This window comes from Pseudomonas oryziphila (genome assembly GCF_003940825.1).
In the GTDB taxonomy this organism is placed as follows: Bacteria; Pseudomonadota; Gammaproteobacteria; order Pseudomonadales; family Pseudomonadaceae; genus Aquipseudomonas; species Aquipseudomonas sichuanensis.
Window position 1 is genome coordinate 350,388 of record NZ_CP034338.1, and the last position, 18,470, is coordinate 368,857.

Consider the following 18,470-nt stretch of genomic DNA (forward strand, 5'->3'; position numbering starts at 1 on the left):
GTCACACGAGGTATGAAAAATCAGCCTTGGCATGGGTAGCATCATTCTTCGCGGGCAAGCCCGCTCCCACAGGTTAGCGCGCAGGCCCGCAGCTTGGCGCTGACCCTGTGGGAGCCGGCTTGCCGGCGATGGCGGTCTGTCAGGCGCCGACGATGCTGCGGATATCCGCCGCCAACTCGCGCACCCGCGCCTCTTGGGTATCCCACGAACACATGAACCGCGCCCCACCGCTGCCAATGAAGGTATAGAAGCGCCAGCCTTTATTGCGCAGCGCTTCGATGGCAGGTTCCGGCATCTGCAGGAACACCCCGTTGGCCTCCACCGGGAACATCAGCTCCACGCCCGGCAAGTCGCTGACCAGCGATGCCAGCAGTTGCGCACACTGGTTGGCGTGGCGGCCATGGCGCATCCAGGCGCCGTCTTCCAGCAGCCCGACCCACGGCGCCGACAAAAAGCGCATCTTCGAGGCCAGTTGCCCGGCCTGCTTGCAGCGGTAGTCGAAGTCTTCGGCCAGGGCGCGGTTGAAGAACAGGATCGCCTCGCCCACTGCCATGCCGTTCTTGGTGCCGCCAAAGCACAGCACATCGACGCCGGCCTTCCAGGTCAGCTCGGCTGGCGAACAACCCAGGAACGCGCAGGCATTGGTGAAGCGCGCGCCGTCCATGTGCAGGTTCAGGCCCAGCTCTTTACAGGTGGCGCTGATCGCCTTGAGCTCGTCGGGGCGGTACACCGTGCCCACTTCGGTGGCCTGGGTGAGGGTCACCACGCGGGGCTTGGGGTAGTGGATGTCCTGGCGCTTGAGCGCCACTTCACGGATCGACTCGGGGGTGAGCTTGCCGTTGACGCTGGGCGCGGTCAGCAACTTGGAGCCGTTGGAGAAGAACTCCGGCGCGCCGCATTCGTCGGTCTCGACGTGGGCGGTCTCGGAGCAGATCACGCTGTGGTAGCTCTGGCACAGCGAGGCCAGGGCCAGGGAGTTGGCGGCGGTGCCGTTGAAGGCGAAGAACACTTCGCAGTCGGTTTCGAACAAGTTGCGAAAGTACTCCGAGGCGCGCTCGGTCCACTGGTCGTCGCCATAGGCGCGTTCGTGGCCGTGGTTGGCCTTTGCCATCGCGGCCCAGGCTTCTGGGCAGATGCCGGAATAGTTGTCGCTGGCGAATTGTTGGTTGTTATCGGTCATGACGCCTGTCCTTTTTTACGACGCAGGCACGCACTCTAAACCATCGATTTGGCGGTTGCCTATACAAGCCCAGGCCTGCGTCGCCTGTACCGGCTGCTTCGCGGGTAAACCCGTTCCCACAGGCACAGCGGCGCACCCTGTGGGAGCGGGTTCACCCGCGAAGAGGCCGGCACAGACAAACCCTGCAGCCAATGTCGTAAACGCGCCATTGCAAGGCGCGCGCAGGCATCTGTGCCCACCGGCCCGGTCATACCATCGCTGCAAAGGGTGACAAGTCCCTCTACAGACAAGAAACGATCGCTGCCGGGAGATACATGATGTTCAGCAAGCAAGACCAGATCCAGGGTTACGACGACGCACTGCTGGCGGCGATGAATGCCGAGGAACAGCGCCAGGAAGATCATATCGAGCTGATCGCCTCGGAGAACTACACCAGCAAGCGCGTGATGCAGGCCCAAGGCAGCGGCCTCACCAACAAGTACGCCGAAGGCTACCCGGGCAAGCGCTATTACGGCGGCTGCGAGCACGTCGACAAGGTCGAGGCGCTGGCCATCGAGCGCGCCAAGCAGCTGTTCGGCGCCGACTACGCCAACGTGCAGCCGCACTCCGGCTCGTCGGCCAACGGCGCCGTGTACCTGGCCCTGCTGCAGGCCGGCGACACCATCCTGGGCATGAGCCTGGCCCATGGCGGCCACCTGACCCACGGCGCCAAGGTGTCGTCCTCCGGCAAGCTGTACAACGCCGTGCAGTACGGCATCGACACCACTACCGGCCTGATCGACTACGACGAAGTCGAGCGCCTGGCCGTCGAGCACAAGCCGAAGATGATCGTCGCCGGCTTCTCGGCCTACTCCAAGACCCTCGACTTCCCACGCTTCCGCGCCATCGCCGACAAGGTCGGTGCCCTGCTGTTCGTCGACATGGCCCACGTCGCCGGCCTGGTCGCCGCCGGCCTGTACCCGAACCCGATCCCCTTCGCCGATGTGGTCACCACCACCACCCACAAGACCCTGCGCGGCCCCCGTGGCGGCCTGATCCTGGCCAAGAGCAACGAAGAGATCGAGAAGAAGCTCAACGCCGCGGTCTTCCCCGGCGCCCAGGGCGGCCCGCTGATGCACGTGATCGCCGCCAAGGCCGTGTGCTTCAAGGAAGCGCTGGAGCCTGGCTTCAAGGCCTACCAGAAGCAGGTCATCGAAAACGCCCAGGCCATGGCCCAGGTGTTCATCGACCGCGGCTTCGATGTGGTCTCGGGCGGTACCGACAACCACCTGTTCCTGGTCAGCCTGATCCGCCAGGGCCTTACCGGTAAAGATGCCGACGCCGCCCTGGGCCGCGCGCACATCACCGTCAACAAGAATGCCGTGCCGAACGACCCGCAGTCGCCGTTCGTCACCTCGGGCCTGCGCATCGGCACCCCGGCCGTCACCACCCGTGGCTTCAAGGTGGCCCAATGTGTGGCCCTGGCCGGCTGGATCTGCGACATCCTCGACAACCTCGGCGACGCTGACGTCGAAGCCGATGTGGCCAAGAACGTCGCCGCCCTGTGCGCAGACTTCCCTGTTTACCGCTGAGTGGAGTAAACGACCATGCAACGCTACTCGGGCTTCGGCCTCTTCAAACACTCCCTCAGCCACCACGAGAACTGGCAGCGCATGTGGCGCACGCCAACCCCTAAAAAGGTCTACGACGTGGTCATCGTCGGCGGTGGCGGCCATGGCCTGGCCACTGCCTACTACCTGGCCAAAGAGCACGGCATCACCAACGTTGCCGTGATCGAAAAAGGCTACCTGGGCGGCGGCAACACCGCCCGTAACACCACCATCGTGCGTTCCAACTACCTGTGGGACGAGTCGGCGCACCTGTACGAGCACGCCATGAAGCTGTGGGAGGGCCTGTCCCAGGACCTCAACTACAACGTGATGTTCTCCCAGCGCGGCGTGTACAACCTGTGCCACACCCTGCAGGACATCCGCGATTCCGAGCGCCGGGTCAACGCCAACCGCCTCAACGGCGTCGATGGCGAGCTGCTCAACACCGCCCAGGTCGCGGCCGAGATCCCCTACCTGGACTGCTCGAAGAACACCCGCTACCCGATCCTCGGTGCCACCGTGCAGCGCCGTGGCGGCGTGGCCCGTCACGATGCCGTGGCCTGGGGCTTCGCCCGTGCCGCCGACGCCCTGGGCGTGGACCTGATCCAGCAGACCGAAGTGATTGGCTTCCGTAAAGAGAACGGCGCCGTGATCGGCGTGGAAACCAACAAAGGCTTCATCGGCGCCAAGCGCGTCGGCGTGGTCACCGCCGGTAACTCCGGGCACATGGCCAGGCTCGCCGGCTTCCGCCTGCCGCTGGAATCGCACCCGCTGCAAGCCCTGGTATCGGAGCCGATCAAGCCGATCATCGACAGCGTGATCATGTCCAACGCCGTGCACGGCTACATCAGCCAGTCCGACAAGGGCGACCTGGTGATCGGTGCCGGTATCGACGGCTGGGTCGGCTACGGCCAGCGCGGCTCGTACCCGGTGATCGAACACACCCTGCAGGCCATCGTCGAGATGTTCCCCAACCTCTCGCGCGTGCGCATGAACCGCCAGTGGGGCGGCATCGTCGACACCTCGCCGGACGCCTGCCCGATCATCTCCAAGACCCCGGTCAAGAACATGTTCTTCAACTGCGGCTGGGGCACCGGCGGCTTCAAGGCCACCCCGGGCTCGGGCAACGTGTTCGCCGCGAGCCTGGCCAAGGGCGAAATGCACCCACTGGCCGCGCCGTTCTCCATGGACCGTTTCTACAACGGTGCGCTGATCGACGAACACGGCGCTGCTGCCGTCGCCCACTGACCCGGAGACAACCGTCATGTTGCATATTTTCTGTCCCCACTGCGGCGAGCTGCGCTCCGAAGAAGAATTCCACGCTTCCGGCCAGGCCCACATCCCACGCCCGCTGGACCCGGCCGCCTGCTCCGACGAGGAGTGGGGCACCTACATGTTCTTCCGCGACAACCCGCGTGGCATCCACCACGAACTGTGGGACCACGTTGCCGGCTGCCGCCAGTACTTCAACGTCACCCGTGACACCGTGACCTACGAAATTCTGGAAACCTACAAGATCGGCGAGAAGCCTCAAGTCACCGCTGCCGGCAAGCAAAGCGCGGCATCCGCGACCGCCAAGGGCCAAGGGGAAAAAGTATGAGCCAGACCTATCGCCTCGCCAGCGGCGGCCGTATCGACCGCAGCAAGGTGTTGAACTTCACCTTCAACGGCAAGACCTACCAGGGCTATGCCGGCGACAGCCTGGCTGCCGCCCTGCTGGCCAACGGCGTCGACATCGTCGGGCGCAGCTTCAAGTACTCGCGCCCCCGCGGCATCATCGCCGCCGGTACCGAAGAGCCGAACGCCATCCTGCAGATCGGCTCCAGCGAAGCCACCCAGATCCCCAACGTGCGTGCCACCCAGCAGGCGCTGTACGCAGGCCTGGTCGCTACCAGCACCAACGGCTGGCCGAACGTCAACAACGACGTCATGGGCATCCTCGGCAAGGTGGGCGGCAGCATGATGCCGCCGGGCTTCTACTACAAAACCTTCATGTACCCGAAATCGTTCTGGATGACCTACGAGAAGTACATCCGCAAAGCCGCAGGCCTTGGCCGTGCGCCGCTGCAGAACGATCCGGACAGCTACGACTACATGAACCAGCACTGCGACGTGCTGATCGTCGGCGCCGGCCCCGCTGGCCTGGCCGCTGCCCTGGCCGCCGCCCGCAGCGGTGCCCGGGTGATCCTGGCCGATGAACAGGAAGAGTTCGGCGGCAGCCTGCTCGACACCCGCGAAACCCTCGACGGCAAGCCCGCCGCCGACTGGGTCAACGCCGTGGTCAAAGAGCTGGAAAGCCTGCCGGAAGTGACCCTGCTGCCACGTGCCACGGTCAACGGCTACCACGACCATAACTTCCTGACCATTCACGAGCGCCTCACCGACCACCTCGGCGACCGCGCCCCGATCGGCCAGGTGCGCCACCGCGTGCACCGCGTGCGTGCCAAGCGTGTGGTGCTGGCCCCTGGCGCCCACGAGCGCCCGCTGGTGTACGGCAACAACGACGTGCCGGGCAACATGCTGGCCGGTGCGGTCTCCACCTACGTGCGCCGCTACGGCGTTGCGCCGGGCCGCAAGCTGGTGCTGTCGACCAACAACGATCACGCCTACCGCGCAGCGCTCGACTGGCACGACGCCGGCCTGCAAGTGGTGGCCATCGCCGACGCCCGCCACAACCCGCGTGGTTCGCTGGTTGAAGAAGCGCGTGCCAAGGGCATCCGCATTCTCACCTCCAGCGCCGTGGTCGAGGCCAAGGGCAGCAAGCATGTCACCGGCGCCCGTGTGGCCGCCATCGATGTAAAGGCACACAAGGTCACCAGCCCAGGCGAGACCCTCGAGTGCGACCTGATCGCCACCTCCGGCGGCTACAGCCCGATCGTCCACCTCGCTTCGCACCTGGGCGGTCGCCCGGTATGGCGTGACGACATCCTTGGCTTCGTGCCGGGCGATGCCCCGCAGAAGCGCGAGTGCGTCGGCGGCATCAACGGCGTCTATGCCCTCGGTGACGTGATTGCCGATGGTTTCGAAGGCGGCGCCCGCGCTGCCACCGAGGCCGGTTTCAAGGCCACCGTCGGCACCCTGCCGAAAACCGTGGCGCGCAAGGAAGAGGCCACCGTGGCGCTGTTCCAGGTGCCGCACGACAAGGGCAGCAAAGGGCCGAAGCAGTTCGTCGACCAGCAGAACGACGTCACCGCCGCCGGTATCGAACTGGCCACCCGCGAAGGCTTCGAGTCGGTCGAGCACGTCAAGCGCTATACCGCGCTGGGCTTCGGTACCGACCAGGGCAAGCTGGGCAACATCAACGGCCTGGCCATCGCCGCCCGTTCGATCGGCATCACCATCCCGGAAATGGGCACCACCATGTTCCGCCCCAACTACACGCCGGTGACCTTCGGCGCAGTAGCGGGCCGGCACTGTGGCCACCTGTTCGAGCCGGTGCGCTTCACCGCCCTGCATGCCTGGCACGTGAAGAACGGCGCCGAGTTCGAGGACGTCGGCCAGTGGAAGCGCCCGTGGTACTTCCCTAAAGCCGGCGAGGATATCCACGCTGCCGTGGCCCGCGAGTGCAAGGCCGTGCGTGACAGCGTCGGCCTGCTGGACGCCTCCACGCTCGGCAAGATCGACATCCAGGGGCCGGACGCGCGCGAGTTCCTCAACCGCATCTACACCAACGCCTGGACCAAGCTCGACGTGGGCAAGGCCCGCTACGGCCTGATGTGCAAAGAGGACGGCATGGTCTTCGACGACGGCGTGACCGCCTGCGTCGGCGACAACCACTTCATCATGACCACCACTACCGGCGGCGCCGCCCGTGTGTTGCAGTGGATGGAGCTGTACCACCAGACCGAATGGCCGGAACTGAAGGTGTACTTCACCTCGGTCACCGACCACTGGGCGACCATGACCCTGTCCGGCCCCAACAGCCGCAAGCTGCTCAGCGAGCTGACCGACATCGACATGGACAAGGAAGCCTTCCCGTTCATGACCTGGAAGGAAGGCAATGTCGGCGGCGTGCCGGCCCGGGTGTTCCGCATCTCGTTCACCGGCGAGCTGTCGTACGAAGTGAACGTGCAGGCCAACTACGCCATGGGCGTGCTGGAGCAGATCGTCGAGGCCGGCAAGAAGTACAACCTGACCCCGTACGGCACCGAGACCATGCACGTGCTGCGTGCCGAGAAGGGCTTCATCATCGTGGGCCAGGACACCGACGGTTCGATGAACCCGGACGACCTGAACATGAGCTGGTGCGTGGGCCGCAACAAGCCGTTCTCGTGGATCGGCCTGCGTGGCATGAACCGCGAAGACTGCCTGCGCGACAACCGCAAGCAGCTGGTGGGCCTCAAGCCGGTCGATCCCAAGGTGTGGCTGCCTGAAGGCGCCCAACTGGTGTTCGACCCCAAGCAACCGATCCCGATGGACATGGTCGGCCACGTCACCTCCAGCTATGCCTCCAACTCCCTGGGCTATTCGTTCGCCATGGGTGTGGTCAAGGGCGGCCTCAAGCGCATGGGCGAGCGGGTGTATTCGCCACAGGCCGATGGCAGCGTGATCGAGGCGGAAATCGTCTCCGCGGTGTTCTTCGATCCGAAGGGTGAGCGGCAGAACGTCTAAGGCTCCGGCTGACAACATCGGACACTGTGGGAGCGGGTTCACCCGCGAATGCGATGCTGGCTTTACCGCCGCATTCGCGGGTAAACCCGCTCCCACAGGTTCGGTGCCCGCTCTGACCCACAAGAATTCAAGGCAGGTAAGAAATGAGCGCTATCAACGTCTTCCAGCAAAACCCCGGCCCTGATGCCAAGGCTCAGTCGCCACTGCACCACGCCGACCTGGCCAGCCTGGTCGGCAAGGGCCGCAAGAACGCAGGCGTGACCCTGCGCGAGAAGAAATTCCTCGGTCACCTGACCCTCCGCGGCAACAGCCACGACCCGGCCTTCGCCGGCGCCGTGCACAAGGCCCTGGGCCTGGAGCTGCCGGTAGCCCTGACCGTGGTCGCCAACGGCGACATCTCGCTGCAATGGATGGGCCCGGACGAGTTCCTGCTGATCGTCCCCGGCGGCCAGGAAGTGGAAGTCGAGAACAAGCTGCGTGCAGCCCTCGACGGCCAGCACATCCAGGTGGTCAACGTCAGCGGCGGGCAGACCCTGCTCGAGCTGCGCGGCCCCAACGTGCGCGACGTGCTGATGAAATCCACCAGCTATGATGTTCACCCGAACAACTTCCCGGTGGGCAAGGCCGTGGGCACCGTGTTCGCCAAGTCGCAACTGGTGATCCGCCGCACCGCCGAAGACACCTGGGAGTTGATGATCCGCCGCAGCTTCTCCGACTACTGGTGGCTGTGGCTGCAGGACGCATCGGCCGAATACGGCCTGGCCATCGAAGCCTAAGGGAGTACACAGCATGAGTCGGGCACCGGACACCTGGATTCTCACTGCCGACTGCCCGAGCATGCTCGGCACCGTCGATGTGGTGACGCGTCATCTCTACGAGCAGCGCTGCTACGTCACCGAGCACCATTCCTTCGATGACCGGCTGTCGGGGCGGTTCTTCATTCGCGTGGAGTTCCGCGCCCCGGACGGCTTCGACGAGGGCGGCTTTCGGGCCGGCCTTGCCGCGCGCAGCGAAGCCTTCGGCATGGCCTTCGAGCTGACCGCACCGCATCACCGCCCCAAGGTGGTGATCATGGTGTCCAAGGCCGACCACTGCCTGAACGATCTGCTGTACCGCCAGCGCATCGGCCAACTGGCCATGGACGTGGTCGCGGTGGTGTCCAACCACCCTGACCTCGAGCCCCTGGCCCACTGGCACAAGATCCCTTACTACCACTTTGCCCTGGACCCCCACGACAAGCCGGCGCAGGAGCGCAAGGTGCTGGACGTGATCGAGCAGACCGGTGCGGAGCTGGTGATCCTCGCCCGCTACATGCAGGTGCTGTCGCCCGAGCTGTGCCGCCGGCTGGATGGTTGCGCGATCAACATCCACCACTCGCTGCTGCCGGGGTTCAAGGGCGCCAAGCCGTATCACCAGGCCTACAACAAGGGCGTGAAGATGGTCGGTGCCACCGCGCACTACATCAACAATGACCTGGACGAAGGGCCGATCATTGCCCAGGGCGTCGAGGTGGTGGACCACAGCCACTACCCCGAAGACCTGATTGCCAAGGGGCGCGATATCGAGTGCCTGACTTTGGCGCGAGCGGTGGGGTATCACATTGAGAAGCGGGTGTTCCTGAACGCCAATCGCACGGTCGTTCTTTAAACGCCTGCGCTGGCCCTTTCGCGGGTAAACCCGCTCCCACAGGTTCCATGCAATACCTGTGGGAGCGGGTTTACCCGCGAAAGGGCCGGCACATTTTCAACTGCCGCAAAAAGACATCCCCCTGTCGCAACCAGTCACTGCGACATCCCCCATCAGGCCCACAATTCCTGCATTCCAGAAACACATGCCGCCCATGGATGGCGGCGCTTCAACCAACGCTGCATAAATACAAATCAAGCGAGGTAAGAGCATGTCTGGCAATCGTGGAGTGGTGTATCTCGGCGCTGGCAAGGTCGAAGTACAGAAGATCGACTACCCGAAAATGCAGGACCCGCGCGGCAAGAAGATCGAACACGGCGTCATCCTCAAGGTGGTCTCCACCAACATCTGCGGCTCCGACCAGCACATGGTCCGTGGCCGCACCACTGCCCAGGTCGGCCTGGTTCTGGGCCATGAAATCACCGGTGAAATCGTCGAGCTGGGCCGTGACGTCGAGCGCCTGAAGATCGGTGACCTGGTATCGGTACCCTTCAACGTCGCCTGCGGCCGCTGCCGCTCCTGCAAAGAGATGCACACCGGCGTCTGCCTCACCGTCAACCCGGCCCGCGCCGGTGGCGCCTACGGTTACGTCGACATGGGTGACTGGACCGGCGGCCAGGCCGAATACGTGCTGGTGCCTTACGCCGACTTCAACCTGCTGAAACTGCCGGACCGCGACAAGGCCATGGAGAAAATCCGTGACCTGACCTGCCTGTCCGACATCCTGCCAACCGGTTATCACGGTGCCGTGACTGCCGGCGTTGGCCCAGGCAGCACCGTTTACGTAGCCGGTGCCGGCCCGGTCGGCCTGGCCGCCGCCGCGTCTGCCCGCCTGCTGGGCGCCGCCTGCGTGATCGTCGGCGACCTCAACCCGGCCCGCCTGGCCCACGCCAAGTCCCAGGGCTTCGAAGTGGTCGACCTGTCCAAGGACACCCCGCTGCACGAGCAGATCATCGACATCCTCGGTGAGCCAGAAGTGGACTGCGCCGTCGATGCCGTAGGCTTCGAGGCCCGTGGCCATGGCCACGAAGGCGCCAAGCATGAAGCGCCGGCCACCGTGCTGAACTCGCTGATGCAAGTCACCCGTGTGGCCGGCAGCATCGGTATCCCTGGCCTGTATGTGACCGAAGACCCGGGTGCGGTGGACGCCGCCGCCAAGATCGGTGCGCTGAGCATCCGCTTCGGCCTGGGTTGGGCCAAGTCGCACAGCTTCCACACCGGCCAGACCCCGACCATGAAGTACAACCGCCAGCTGATGCAGGCGATCATGTGGGACCGCATCAACATCGCCGAAGTGGTGGGCGTGCAGGTGATCAACCTAGACCAGGCGCCGGAAGGCTATGGCGAGTTCGATGCCGGCGTGCCGAAGAAATTCGTGATCGACCCGCACAAGATGTGGGGCGCGGCGTAACGGATGTGGAGTGAAAAGAGCCCCTCTTGCCGAGGGGCTTTTTCATGCCTGCTTGCGTCATGCGGCGAGGTATCGTCCAGCCCGAACAGCGCCGACAATCGGCCCGGAACAAAGGTTCAAACCTCCAGTCAAACCCCTCGTTTCCCGGCCATTCCGGCCGACGAGGTCCCTCCCGATGAAAGCATTCACCCTGGCAACCCTGATGACCCTGGCCGCAAGCCCGGTGTTCGCCTTCAACCTCAGCGACGTCGCCAATGCGGTATCCGCCACGCAAAACCAGGAGCAGGGCGCCCAGGTGCAGGCGCCTGCGGCCCAGGCCAACCTGCTCAACACCTTGGGCAGCGAGTTGAAAATCACCCCCGAGCAGGCCATCGGCGGCGCCGGGGCGATGCTGGGGCTGGCGCGCAACAACCTCAGCGGCGATGACTATGGCCAGTTGACCAAGGCCGTGCCGGGGCTGGACTTGCTCTCGGGTGCCAGTGCATTGGGCGGATTGAGCGGCCTGGGGCAGTTACTGGGCAACGGCAAGACCGACTCGCCGCTGGGCAATGCGCTGGGTGGTGAGGTGCAGAACCGCAACGACCTGGATACCGCGTTCAAGGCGCTGGGCCTGGATACCGGGATGATCGGGCAGTTTGCGCCGCTGATCCTGCAGTACCTGGGGCAGCAGGGGATTGCCGGGTCGTTGCTGCAGAACCTGGGGAATTTGTGGGCAACGCCGGCGCCTTTGGCCCAGCCATCGGTCTGAGGGACTTGCAGGGCCGCTGCTGGCCCTATCGCCGGCAAGCCGGCTCCCACAGAGAAATCACCGTCCTTAAGTGCTGCGGTGAAACTGTGGGAGCCGGCTTGCCGGCGATGAGGCCGGTGCAGCCAGCGCACATTTACCGTCAGGCGACTTCGGAGAAGTCCACCAGGCTCACTGGGCGACGGAAGCCAGCGGTCAGCACGGCCAAGTAGGCAAGCCCCAGGGCAAACCAGCAAAGGCCAATCACCAAGGTCAGCGCCGACAGGCTGGTCCACAGCCACAGGGTCAGGCCCAACCCCACCAGCGGCACCGCGCCATAGCGCAGCAACCCCTTGAGGTTGCGATGCGCGCTTTCATTCACCAGGTGCGTCTTCACCACCGCCAGGTTCACCGCCGAGAACGCCACCAGCGCGCCGAAGCTGATCAGCGAGGCCAGGGTGGCCAGGTCGATCACCAACGCCAGCAGCGAGAACGCCGACACCAGCAGGGTGGCGAATACTGGTGTGCCGAAGCGCGGCGACAGATAACCGAAGCTGCGCTGCGGCAGCACACGGTCGCGGCCCATGGTGAACAGGATGCGCGACACCGCCGCCTGCGAGGCCAGCGCCGAGCCCAGGCTGCCGGCGACGAAGGCGGCGGTGAAGAAGTTGGCGAGGAACTGCCCGCCGGCCTTGAGCATCACTTCGTTGGCCGCCGCATCGGCGTTGGCGAAGTGGCTGCCCGGCAGCACCAGTTGGCTGACATAGGCCAGCACGGTGAACAGCAGGCCAGCGCCCAGAGTGGTGAGGATGATCGCCTGGGGCACGTCGCGGCGGGCGTCCTTGCATTCTTCGGCCAGGGTGGAGACGGCGTCGAAGCCGAGGAACGACAGGCACAGCAACGCCGCCCCAGCCATCAGCGCGCCGAAGCCCGGTGCGCTGCCGTCACCGCGCAATGGCGCCAGCAAATCCACCGGCTGACCGGCCAGGCCCTGCCACGACAGGGCGACGAACACCCCGATGAAGACAATCTGCGCGCCGACGATCAGGTTGCTGGTTTTGGCCACCGAGTGGATGCCGATCACGTTGAGCACCGTCACCAGGGCGATGGAGGCCAGCACGATGGCCCAGGCCGGGATGGCCGGGAAGGCGATGTTGAGGAACAGCCCGATCAGCAGGTAGTTGATCATCGGGATGAACAGGTAATCGAGCAGTAGCGACCAGCCGGCCAGGAAGCCCACGTTGGGGCCGAAGGCCATGTTGGTGTAGGAGTACGCCGAGCCCGCGACGGGGAAGCGCCGGACCATGAAGCTGTAGGAGGTGGCGGTGAACAGCATGGCCAGCAGAGTGACCAGGTAGGCGCCGGCAGTGCGGCCACCGGTGAGCTCGGTGACGATGCCGTAGGTGGTGAAGATGGTCAGCGGGACCATGTACACCAGGCCGAAGAACACCAGGGCGGGCAGGCCCAGGACACGGCGCAGTTGCGCGGGGGCGGAGCAAGGTTGGGTTGCCATCGATCAATCCTGGCTTTTTTGTAGTTGTGGTTGATCGATTTTTATCCACCAGGGTGGCTGGTGACAAACAAAGAGTTGCTAATGTCGATTATAAATCTGGATTTTAATCTGGAACACACACGGCTCTCGTGGGGTGCCTGCTTCGGCAGCGTTGGCGCAACCTGATATTTTTGCTAGTTATGCGCAATCGCAGAGATCGCTAGTCTGGGCGGGCCAAGGAAACGACTGTCGAGCACACTGTTTGTAACTTCCTCAACAGCCGTTGCGCGTGCAAATGACTATTGAGTGAGTGTGCGATGAAGAGAAACTACGTTGCCCTGTTGTTATTGTTTTTACTCGCGGCCTGTGCCCCGCTAGTTGAAAAACCGCCAGCGCCGGTTTCCCCGCCCATCGGTGTCGAACAGGCGCCGCCCACGCTGTCGGCGGCGCAGAGCCTGCGCCTTAGGGGGCCTGCTGCTGCTGCACAACTCAAAGGCTGGTACGACCAGACTGCAGACAACTGCGGCTCTGCAACGCGTCCGTCGTTTTTGTGCTCGGGTGTAATGTTGCGCGGTACGCTCAGTCGGCAGAGCTATTTTCCCTGGGACCCAAGCCCAGGCTCAGTAGCCAGTGGAGGGGTGTCCTTTGCCTGGATTCGAACGGACACCAACTTCAGAGATTTACCAATGAACTACAATAACGGATTTATTTTTTATCCGGTGCTCGATACACCTGCAGGCAAAAACTCCGATATCCAGATCATGTGTTCGTTCCCATTCGACGGCTGGACGGATATCCGCAATCAGCAGGGTTGCGGTACCACCACGCAATACCCAACGCAAAGTCGACCGTGCAGTGACCAGGGTATCAACACGGGCCAGCAGTGGATTACCCACTTCAACGCGGCGGCCGACAAATACAAAGCCCAATGTGGCTGGAACGTGAGGGAAGGTCAGCCTAATACGGCGGATAGGTTCAAACAAAGCACCGTCGGGCGTTCGCTGATCACGACTTCCCATTGGTACGGCAACAACGAACTGCGCTTGGCCACTTGGGCGGCGGGGACAGGGGCGCAGTTGCCGATTCAATCGTTTTTCTATGTGGCGGGTACTGCAGGACTTGCGTCGGCCCAAGATGATCAGCGGCGTTACTATCAGGCCTACAATCAGGTAGTTCCGGTTATTCAACTGACGTTTGCTTCCAACAAAAACGCAAAAGCGTCATTCATCTACAATGAGTCTGATCAAGTGGTAGGGGGAGAGGAGGGGCCAGACCCTATCGCGCTAATTGATTTCGAGAACGTGCCGCTACAGGAAAATGTCAAGGAGTTTAGCGTTCCCAGTGGGAAGTTTGTGGCGGAAAGGCCGGCCGGCGTTATTACAGTGCATAATAGAGTGCCCCCGTTATATAATATTTCCGGTCATCACTTGTTTCTGAAGTCAGAATATTATGGGGGAGCTATTTTTACGCCGAATTCGCCGGTGGGTGGCGTTTCATTTGACTATTGGCATGGCGCGGGTACAACGAACAATGCGGGTTTTGTTAGATACGTAGGTGGGGGTATATATAATTTATCTATAGAGCCAGGAACGCTTGTTGGGCGAGTCAACTTCATGGCTCCACCGGGCAAGAAAATAGAAAGTATATCTATTCTCTTGGTCCCACCCTCCAGTGCTATTGATAATATCAAATTATATGAATAAGCCTGGTTAAGAGATAAGGTCAGTCCGAGGTGCCTGCTGGTGTTGGCAGCAGGCAAATCGGACTCATGTGTGCGCAATGATCCTACTCCGATGTTCCGCTACTGCCATGCACTGGGTTCGTCGTGTTTTGTGACCGCTTTCGCCAGCTGTACCTGCGGTTGGAGCGGATTGCGTTATCGCATTTGCGTGCGCAACTGCTCAATCCGCTGGTCCTTCTCCACCCACAGCTGGTTCACCCAAGCCTGCACCGTCTGGCGAAACACCGGGTCGTTCTCGTAATCCCCCGCGCACAGCGCCGGGTCCAGCTCACGCACGCGAATGTCGATGATCACCCGGCTGATGCTGCCGTTGAGCAGGTCCCAGAACCCCGGGGCCTTGTCGCCCGGGTAGACGATGGTCACGTCCAGCAACGCATCGAGCTGTTCGCCCAGCGCCGCCAGCACAAAGGCCACGCCGCCGGCCTTGGGTTTGAGCAGGTGGCGGTAGGGCGACTGCTGCTGGGCATGCTTGGCCTGGGTGAAGCGGGTGCCTTCGAGGTAGTTGACCACGGTCACCGGCTGGCGCTTGAACAGCTCGCAGGCGGCCTTGGTGATTTCCAGGTCCTTGCCCTTGAGCTCCGGGTGCTTGTCGAGGAAGGCCTTGCTGTAGCGCTTCATGAACGGGTAGTCCAGCCCCCACCAGGCCAGGCCCAGCAGCGGTACCCAGATCAGCTCCTTCTTGAGGAAGAACTTGAAGAACGGCACGCGGCGGTTGAGGCTTTCGATCAGCGCGGGGATGTCGACCCAGGTCTGGTGGTTGCTGATGCACAGGTACGAGGTGTCCTGGCGCAGGGTGTCGACGCCGCGCACTTCCCATTGGGTGGGGATGCACAGGGCGAAGATGGCCTTGTCGACTTCCGACCAGCTTTCGGCCATCCACATCACCCCGGCGGAGGCATAGTCGCGTCCGCGCCCGGGCAGCACCAGCTTGAGCAGGGCGAAAACCAGCAGCGGGCCGATCATCACCAGGGTGTTGAGCAGCAGCAGGGTGGTGGTGAGCAGGCCAGTCAGCAGGCGACGCATAAGGGAACTCTTGTTGTGTGAAAGGTACGGGCGGCAATGATAAGCAGCCCGGGGGCCTACGCCAAACGTCGTACGTCCATTAAGTGGCACAAATGTTTCACATTGTGTTGTTTAACCTGTGGCAACGAACCTATCCTGCCCGCGCAGTCTAAGCACTGACCCCTCTCAAGGAAGCCTGCCCCGTGAAACCCTTGCTTGCCCTGCTGTCCCTGCTGGCGTTGCCGGTCATGGCCGCCGAGCCCACGCTCTACGGCCGTTACGAGAACATCAAGTTGCCGGAGATCGGCGAAACCCTGAAAGCCAAGATGGACACCGGTGCCTACACCGCGTCGTTGTCGGCCAAGGATATCGAGCTTTTCAGCCGTGACGGCAAGGAATGGGTGCGCTTTCGCCTGGCAACCAAGGACGCCGATGGCAAGGTCTACGAGCATGAGGTTTCGCGCATCAGCAAGATCAAGAACCGCGCCGACGAGGACGAGGAGGGCGATGCCCCCGAGTTGTCCCGCCGCCCGGTAGTCGACCTGGAGCTGTGCCTGGGTGACGTGAAGCGCACCGTGGAGGTCAACCTGGTCGATCGCAGCAACTTCAACTATCCGTTGCTGGTCGGCGCCAAGGCGTTGAAGAAGTTCAAGGCGGCGGTGAACCCGGCCGAGAAATTCACCGCGGGCAAGCCGAGCTGCTGATTCGCCAACTGCAAGTTTCAAGCGACAAGCTGCAAGAAACAGCGGATCGGTGTAAGTTGCCGCGATCCGCTTTCACTTGAAGCTTGCAGCTTGAGGCTTGCCGCTCAGATGCCCCACATCCTCATCGTCGAAGACGAATCCGCCATCGCCGACACCCTGGTGTACGCCCTGCAGGCCGATGGCCACAGCACCGAATGGGTGACCCTGGGCAGTGCCGCGCTCGAGCAGCAGCGCCTGCGCCCGGCCGACCTGGTGATCCTCGACATTGGCCTGCCGGATATCAGCGGCTTCGAAACCTGCCGCCAACTGCGCCGCTTCACCGAGGTGCCGGTGATGTTCCTCAGTGCCCGCGACGCCGAGATCGACCGCGTGCTGGGCCTGGAAATCGGTGCCGACGACTACGTGGTCAAACCGTTCAGCCCGCGCGAAGTGGCGGCCCGGGTCAGGGCGATCCTCAAACGCATGGCGCCACGCAGCGAGCCGGCCACAGACAGCACGCCGTTCCAGCTCGACAGCCTGGCCATGCGTATCGTCTATCGCAGCCAGGCGCTGGCGCTGACCCGCCACGAATTCCGCCTGCTGCAATGCCTGCTCGAACAACCGCGGCGGGTGTTCAGCCGCGAGCAATTGCTCGATGGCCTGGGCGTGGCCTCGGACGTGGGCTACGAACGCACCATCGACAGCCATATCAAGAGCCTGCGCGCCAAGCTGCGCCAGGTGGCCGCCGACGCCGAACCGATCCAGACCCACCGCGGCCTGGGCTACAGCTACAGCCCGGAGCACGCCTGATGCGCCTGGGGATTCGCATCTTCCTGGTGTATTTCCTGTTCGTCGGGCTGGCCGGTTATTTTCTGCTCAATACCGTGCGCGAACAGATCCGCCCGGTGGTGCGCCAGTCCTCCGAGGAGACATTGGTGGACACCGCCAACCTGCTGGCGGAAATCCTCCATGACGACGTCAAGCACGGCACTCTGAACCAGAGCCGCCTGTCGCAGGTGCTGCAGTCCTACGGCGAGCGCCGCCCCAGCGCGCAGATCTGGGGGCTGGCGAAGAACCAGGTCAGCCACCGCATCTATGTCACCGACGCCAAGGGCATCGTGTTGCTCGACTCCAGCGGCCAGGCCCTGGGCAAGGACTATTCGCGCTGGAACGATGTCTACCTCACCCTGCGCGGGCAGTACGGCGCGCGCTCGACCCGCAGCGACCCGGACGACGAAAGCACCTCGGTGATGCACGTGGCGGCGCCGATCCTCGATGATGGGCAGATCATCGGCGTGGTGACGGTGGCCAAGCCCAACAGCTCGCTGCAACCCTACATCGACCGCTCCGAGAAGCGCCTGCTGACCCTCGGGCTGGGGTTGATCGTGCTCGGCCTGTTGGTCGGCGCGGCGCTGTCGTGGTGGCTGACCCGCTCGCTGCGCCGGCTCACCCACTATGCCCAGGCGGTCAGCGAAGGCGAGCGCGCCGCCTTGCCGCACTACAAGGGCGGCGAGCTGCAGCAGCTGGCCACGGCGGTGGAGCGCATGCGTACGCAGCTGGAAGGCAAGGCCTATGTCGAGCGCTACGTGCACACCCTTACCCATGAGCTGAAGAGCCCGTTGGCGGCGATCCGCGGCGCCTCGGAGCTGCTCCAGGGCCCCATGCCGGACGAGCAGCGGGCGCGCTTCGCCGGCAATATCGAGCGTGAGAGCGAGCGCCTGCAGCAGATGATCGAGCGCCTGCTCAACCTGGCCCGTGTCGAGCAGATGCAGGCGCTGGAGGACGAACAGCAGGTGGCGTTGGCGGCGCTGGTCGATGAACTGCTGCTGGCGCACGGGGCGCGTATCGACAATGCCGGCTTGCAGGTGCGCCAGCGGGTGCCGGTGGATATGCGCCTGTGGTGCGACCCGTTCCTGATGCGCCAGGCGCTGGCCAACCTGTTGGACAATGCCCTGGACTTCACCCCGCAGGGTGGTGCCTTGCTGTTCGAGCTGGAGCGCGAGGGCGAGCGGGTGGCGCTGAGCCTGTTCAACCAGGGGCAGGCGATTCCCGAGTATGCGCTGGGGCGGGTGAGCGAGCGGTTCTATTCACTGCCAAGGCCGGATACCGGGCGCAAGAGCACCGGGCTGGGGTTGAACTTCGTCGCCGAGGTGATGCAGCTGCATGGCGGCTCGCTGGCGGTGGACAACGTCGAGGGTGGGGTGCGGGTGCGGCTCTGGTTGCCGGTGCGACGCTTCAGCTGACGCGTGGGAGCGGCGGTGCGCCGATGCGACTTGCCCCGCGATGAGGCCCGATCAGGCAGTGACGTTGCCCGGGCTGGCCTCATCGCGGGGCAAGCCCGCTCCCACGCA

At 63.7% G+C, this 18,470-nt stretch carries 15 protein-coding genes; 12 read left to right on the plus strand and 3 right to left on the minus strand.

The annotated features are described in order from the left end of the window. Nucleotides 1-139: 139 nt before the first annotated feature. Nucleotides 140-1,180, minus strand: a complete 1,041-nt coding sequence (locus EJA05_RS01745) for a threonine aldolase family protein (RefSeq protein ID WP_125857153.1) — start codon at nucleotides 1,178-1,180, stop codon at nucleotides 140-142. Nucleotides 1,181-1,497: 317 nt separating this feature from the next. Between EJA05_RS01745 and EJA05_RS01755 the strand changes: the two genes are divergently transcribed. From EJA05_RS01755 to EJA05_RS01790, 8 genes are all read left to right on the plus strand, one after another. After that, complete coding sequence (locus tag EJA05_RS01755) at nucleotides 1,498-2,751, plus strand: serine hydroxymethyltransferase (RefSeq protein ID WP_125861225.1); 1,254 nt, start codon at nucleotides 1,498-1,500, stop codon at nucleotides 2,749-2,751. Nucleotides 2,752-2,766: 15 nt separating this feature from the next. Continuing rightward, nucleotides 2,767-4,017: a sarcosine oxidase subunit beta family protein gene (locus tag EJA05_RS01760; RefSeq protein WP_110992277.1), complete on the plus strand. Its 1,251-nt coding sequence runs from the start codon at nucleotides 2,767-2,769 to the stop codon at nucleotides 4,015-4,017. Nucleotides 4,018-4,033: 16 nt separating this feature from the next. After that, nucleotides 4,034-4,369, plus strand: a complete 336-nt coding sequence (locus EJA05_RS01765) for a sarcosine oxidase subunit delta (protein WP_110992278.1) — start codon at nucleotides 4,034-4,036, stop codon at nucleotides 4,367-4,369. Beyond that, entirely contained in the window at nucleotides 4,366-7,380 is a 3,015-nt protein-coding gene (locus EJA05_RS01770; protein WP_125462281.1) for a sarcosine oxidase subunit alpha, read from the plus strand. The genes EJA05_RS01765 and EJA05_RS01770 overlap by 4 nt, the downstream gene beginning before the upstream one ends. Nucleotides 7,381-7,523: 143 nt before the next feature. Next, a complete protein-coding gene (locus EJA05_RS01775; protein ID WP_125462282.1) occupies nucleotides 7,524-8,156 on the plus strand; it encodes a sarcosine oxidase subunit gamma in 633 nt (210 codons plus the stop codon). 13 nt (nucleotides 8,157-8,169) lie between these two features. Beyond that, nucleotides 8,170-9,027 carry a formyltetrahydrofolate deformylase gene (gene purU / locus EJA05_RS01780; RefSeq protein ID WP_125462283.1) on the plus strand — a complete coding sequence of 286 codons (858 nt, stop codon included), beginning with the start codon at nucleotides 8,170-8,172 and terminating at the stop codon, nucleotides 9,025-9,027. Between the two features lie 250 nt (nucleotides 9,028-9,277). Beyond that, nucleotides 9,278-10,477, plus strand: a complete 1,200-nt coding sequence (fdhA, locus tag EJA05_RS01785) for a formaldehyde dehydrogenase, glutathione-independent (RefSeq protein ID WP_125857155.1) — start codon at nucleotides 9,278-9,280, stop codon at nucleotides 10,475-10,477. 175 nt (nucleotides 10,478-10,652) lie between these two features. After that, nucleotides 10,653-11,225 carry a DUF2780 domain-containing protein gene (locus EJA05_RS01790; RefSeq protein ID WP_125857156.1) on the plus strand — a complete coding sequence of 191 codons (573 nt, stop codon included), beginning with the start codon at nucleotides 10,653-10,655 and terminating at the stop codon, nucleotides 11,223-11,225. Nucleotides 11,226-11,364: 139 nt separating this feature from the next. Here the strand turns inward: EJA05_RS01790 and EJA05_RS01795 are convergent, their stop codons facing one another. Then, on the minus strand, nucleotides 11,365-12,714 hold the full coding sequence (locus tag EJA05_RS01795; RefSeq protein WP_125857157.1) for an APC family permease: 1,350 nt from the start codon (nucleotides 12,712-12,714) through the stop codon (nucleotides 11,365-11,367). 296 nt (nucleotides 12,715-13,010) lie between these two features. On the opposite strand from EJA05_RS01795, the gene EJA05_RS01800 reads away from it, so the two are divergent. Further along, nucleotides 13,011-14,396, plus strand: a complete 1,386-nt coding sequence (locus EJA05_RS01800; protein WP_125857158.1) for a hypothetical protein — start codon at nucleotides 13,011-13,013, stop codon at nucleotides 14,394-14,396. Nucleotides 14,397-14,569: 173 nt separating this feature from the next. On the opposite strand, the gene EJA05_RS01805 is transcribed toward EJA05_RS01800, so the two are convergent. After that, on the minus strand, nucleotides 14,570-15,457 hold the full coding sequence (locus EJA05_RS01805; protein WP_125857159.1) for an acyltransferase: 888 nt from the start codon (nucleotides 15,455-15,457) through the stop codon (nucleotides 14,570-14,572). A 182-nt stretch (nucleotides 15,458-15,639) separates the two neighbouring features. Between EJA05_RS01805 and rloA2 the strand changes: the two genes are divergently transcribed. The 3 genes from rloA2 to creC all read left to right on the plus strand — a co-directional run bounded on the left by rloA2 (nucleotide 15,640) and on the right by creC (nucleotide 18,362). Next, a complete protein-coding gene (rloA2, locus tag EJA05_RS01810) occupies nucleotides 15,640-16,140 on the plus strand; it encodes a retropepsin-like aspartic peptidase RloA2 (RefSeq protein ID WP_125857160.1) in 501 nt (166 codons plus the stop codon). A gap of 108 nt (nucleotides 16,141-16,248) precedes the next feature. Beyond that, nucleotides 16,249-16,929, plus strand: coding sequence for a two-component system response regulator CreB (gene creB, locus EJA05_RS01815; protein WP_125462289.1), 681 nt, complete (start codon nucleotides 16,249-16,251; stop codon nucleotides 16,927-16,929). Further along, nucleotides 16,929-18,362, plus strand: coding sequence for a two-component system sensor histidine kinase CreC (gene creC, locus EJA05_RS01820; RefSeq protein ID WP_125857161.1), 1,434 nt, complete (start codon nucleotides 16,929-16,931; stop codon nucleotides 18,360-18,362). The genes creB and creC overlap by 1 nt, the downstream gene beginning before the upstream one ends. The last annotated feature ends 108 nt before the right edge of the window (nucleotides 18,363-18,470 follow it).

What these genes read in the sequence shown, in the direction of transcription:
- EJA05_RS01800 (WP_125857158.1), top strand. Translation starts at nt 13,011, where the DNA reads ATGAAGAGAAACTACGTTGCCCTGTTGTTATTGTTTTTACTCGCGGCC.
- EJA05_RS01765 (WP_110992278.1), top strand. Translation starts at nt 4,034, where the DNA reads ATGTTGCATATTTTCTGTCCCCACTGCGGCGAGCTGCGCTCCGAAGAA.
- purU (WP_125462283.1), top strand. Translation starts at nt 8,170, where the DNA reads ATGAGTCGGGCACCGGACACCTGGATTCTCACTGCCGACTGCCCGAGC.
- fdhA (WP_125857155.1), top strand. Translation starts at nt 9,278, where the DNA reads ATGTCTGGCAATCGTGGAGTGGTGTATCTCGGCGCTGGCAAGGTCGAA.
- EJA05_RS01760 (WP_110992277.1), top strand. Translation starts at nt 2,767, where the DNA reads ATGCAACGCTACTCGGGCTTCGGCCTCTTCAAACACTCCCTCAGCCAC.
- EJA05_RS01795 (WP_125857157.1), bottom strand. Translation starts at nt 12,714, where the DNA reads ATGGCAACCCAACCTTGCTCCGCCCCCGCGCAACTGCGCCGTGTCCTG.
- creC (WP_125857161.1), top strand. Translation starts at nt 16,929, where the DNA reads ATGCGCCTGGGGATTCGCATCTTCCTGGTGTATTTCCTGTTCGTCGGG.
- EJA05_RS01755 (WP_125861225.1), top strand. Translation starts at nt 1,498, where the DNA reads ATGTTCAGCAAGCAAGACCAGATCCAGGGTTACGACGACGCACTGCTG.
- EJA05_RS01790 (WP_125857156.1), top strand. Translation starts at nt 10,653, where the DNA reads ATGAAAGCATTCACCCTGGCAACCCTGATGACCCTGGCCGCAAGCCCG.
- EJA05_RS01770 (WP_125462281.1), top strand. Translation starts at nt 4,366, where the DNA reads ATGAGCCAGACCTATCGCCTCGCCAGCGGCGGCCGTATCGACCGCAGC.
- EJA05_RS01775 (WP_125462282.1), top strand. Translation starts at nt 7,524, where the DNA reads ATGAGCGCTATCAACGTCTTCCAGCAAAACCCCGGCCCTGATGCCAAG.
- EJA05_RS01805 (WP_125857159.1), bottom strand. Translation starts at nt 15,457, where the DNA reads ATGCGTCGCCTGCTGACTGGCCTGCTCACCACCACCCTGCTGCTGCTC.
- EJA05_RS01745 (WP_125857153.1), bottom strand. Translation starts at nt 1,180, where the DNA reads ATGACCGATAACAACCAACAATTCGCCAGCGACAACTATTCCGGCATC.
- creB (WP_125462289.1), top strand. Translation starts at nt 16,249, where the DNA reads ATGCCCCACATCCTCATCGTCGAAGACGAATCCGCCATCGCCGACACC.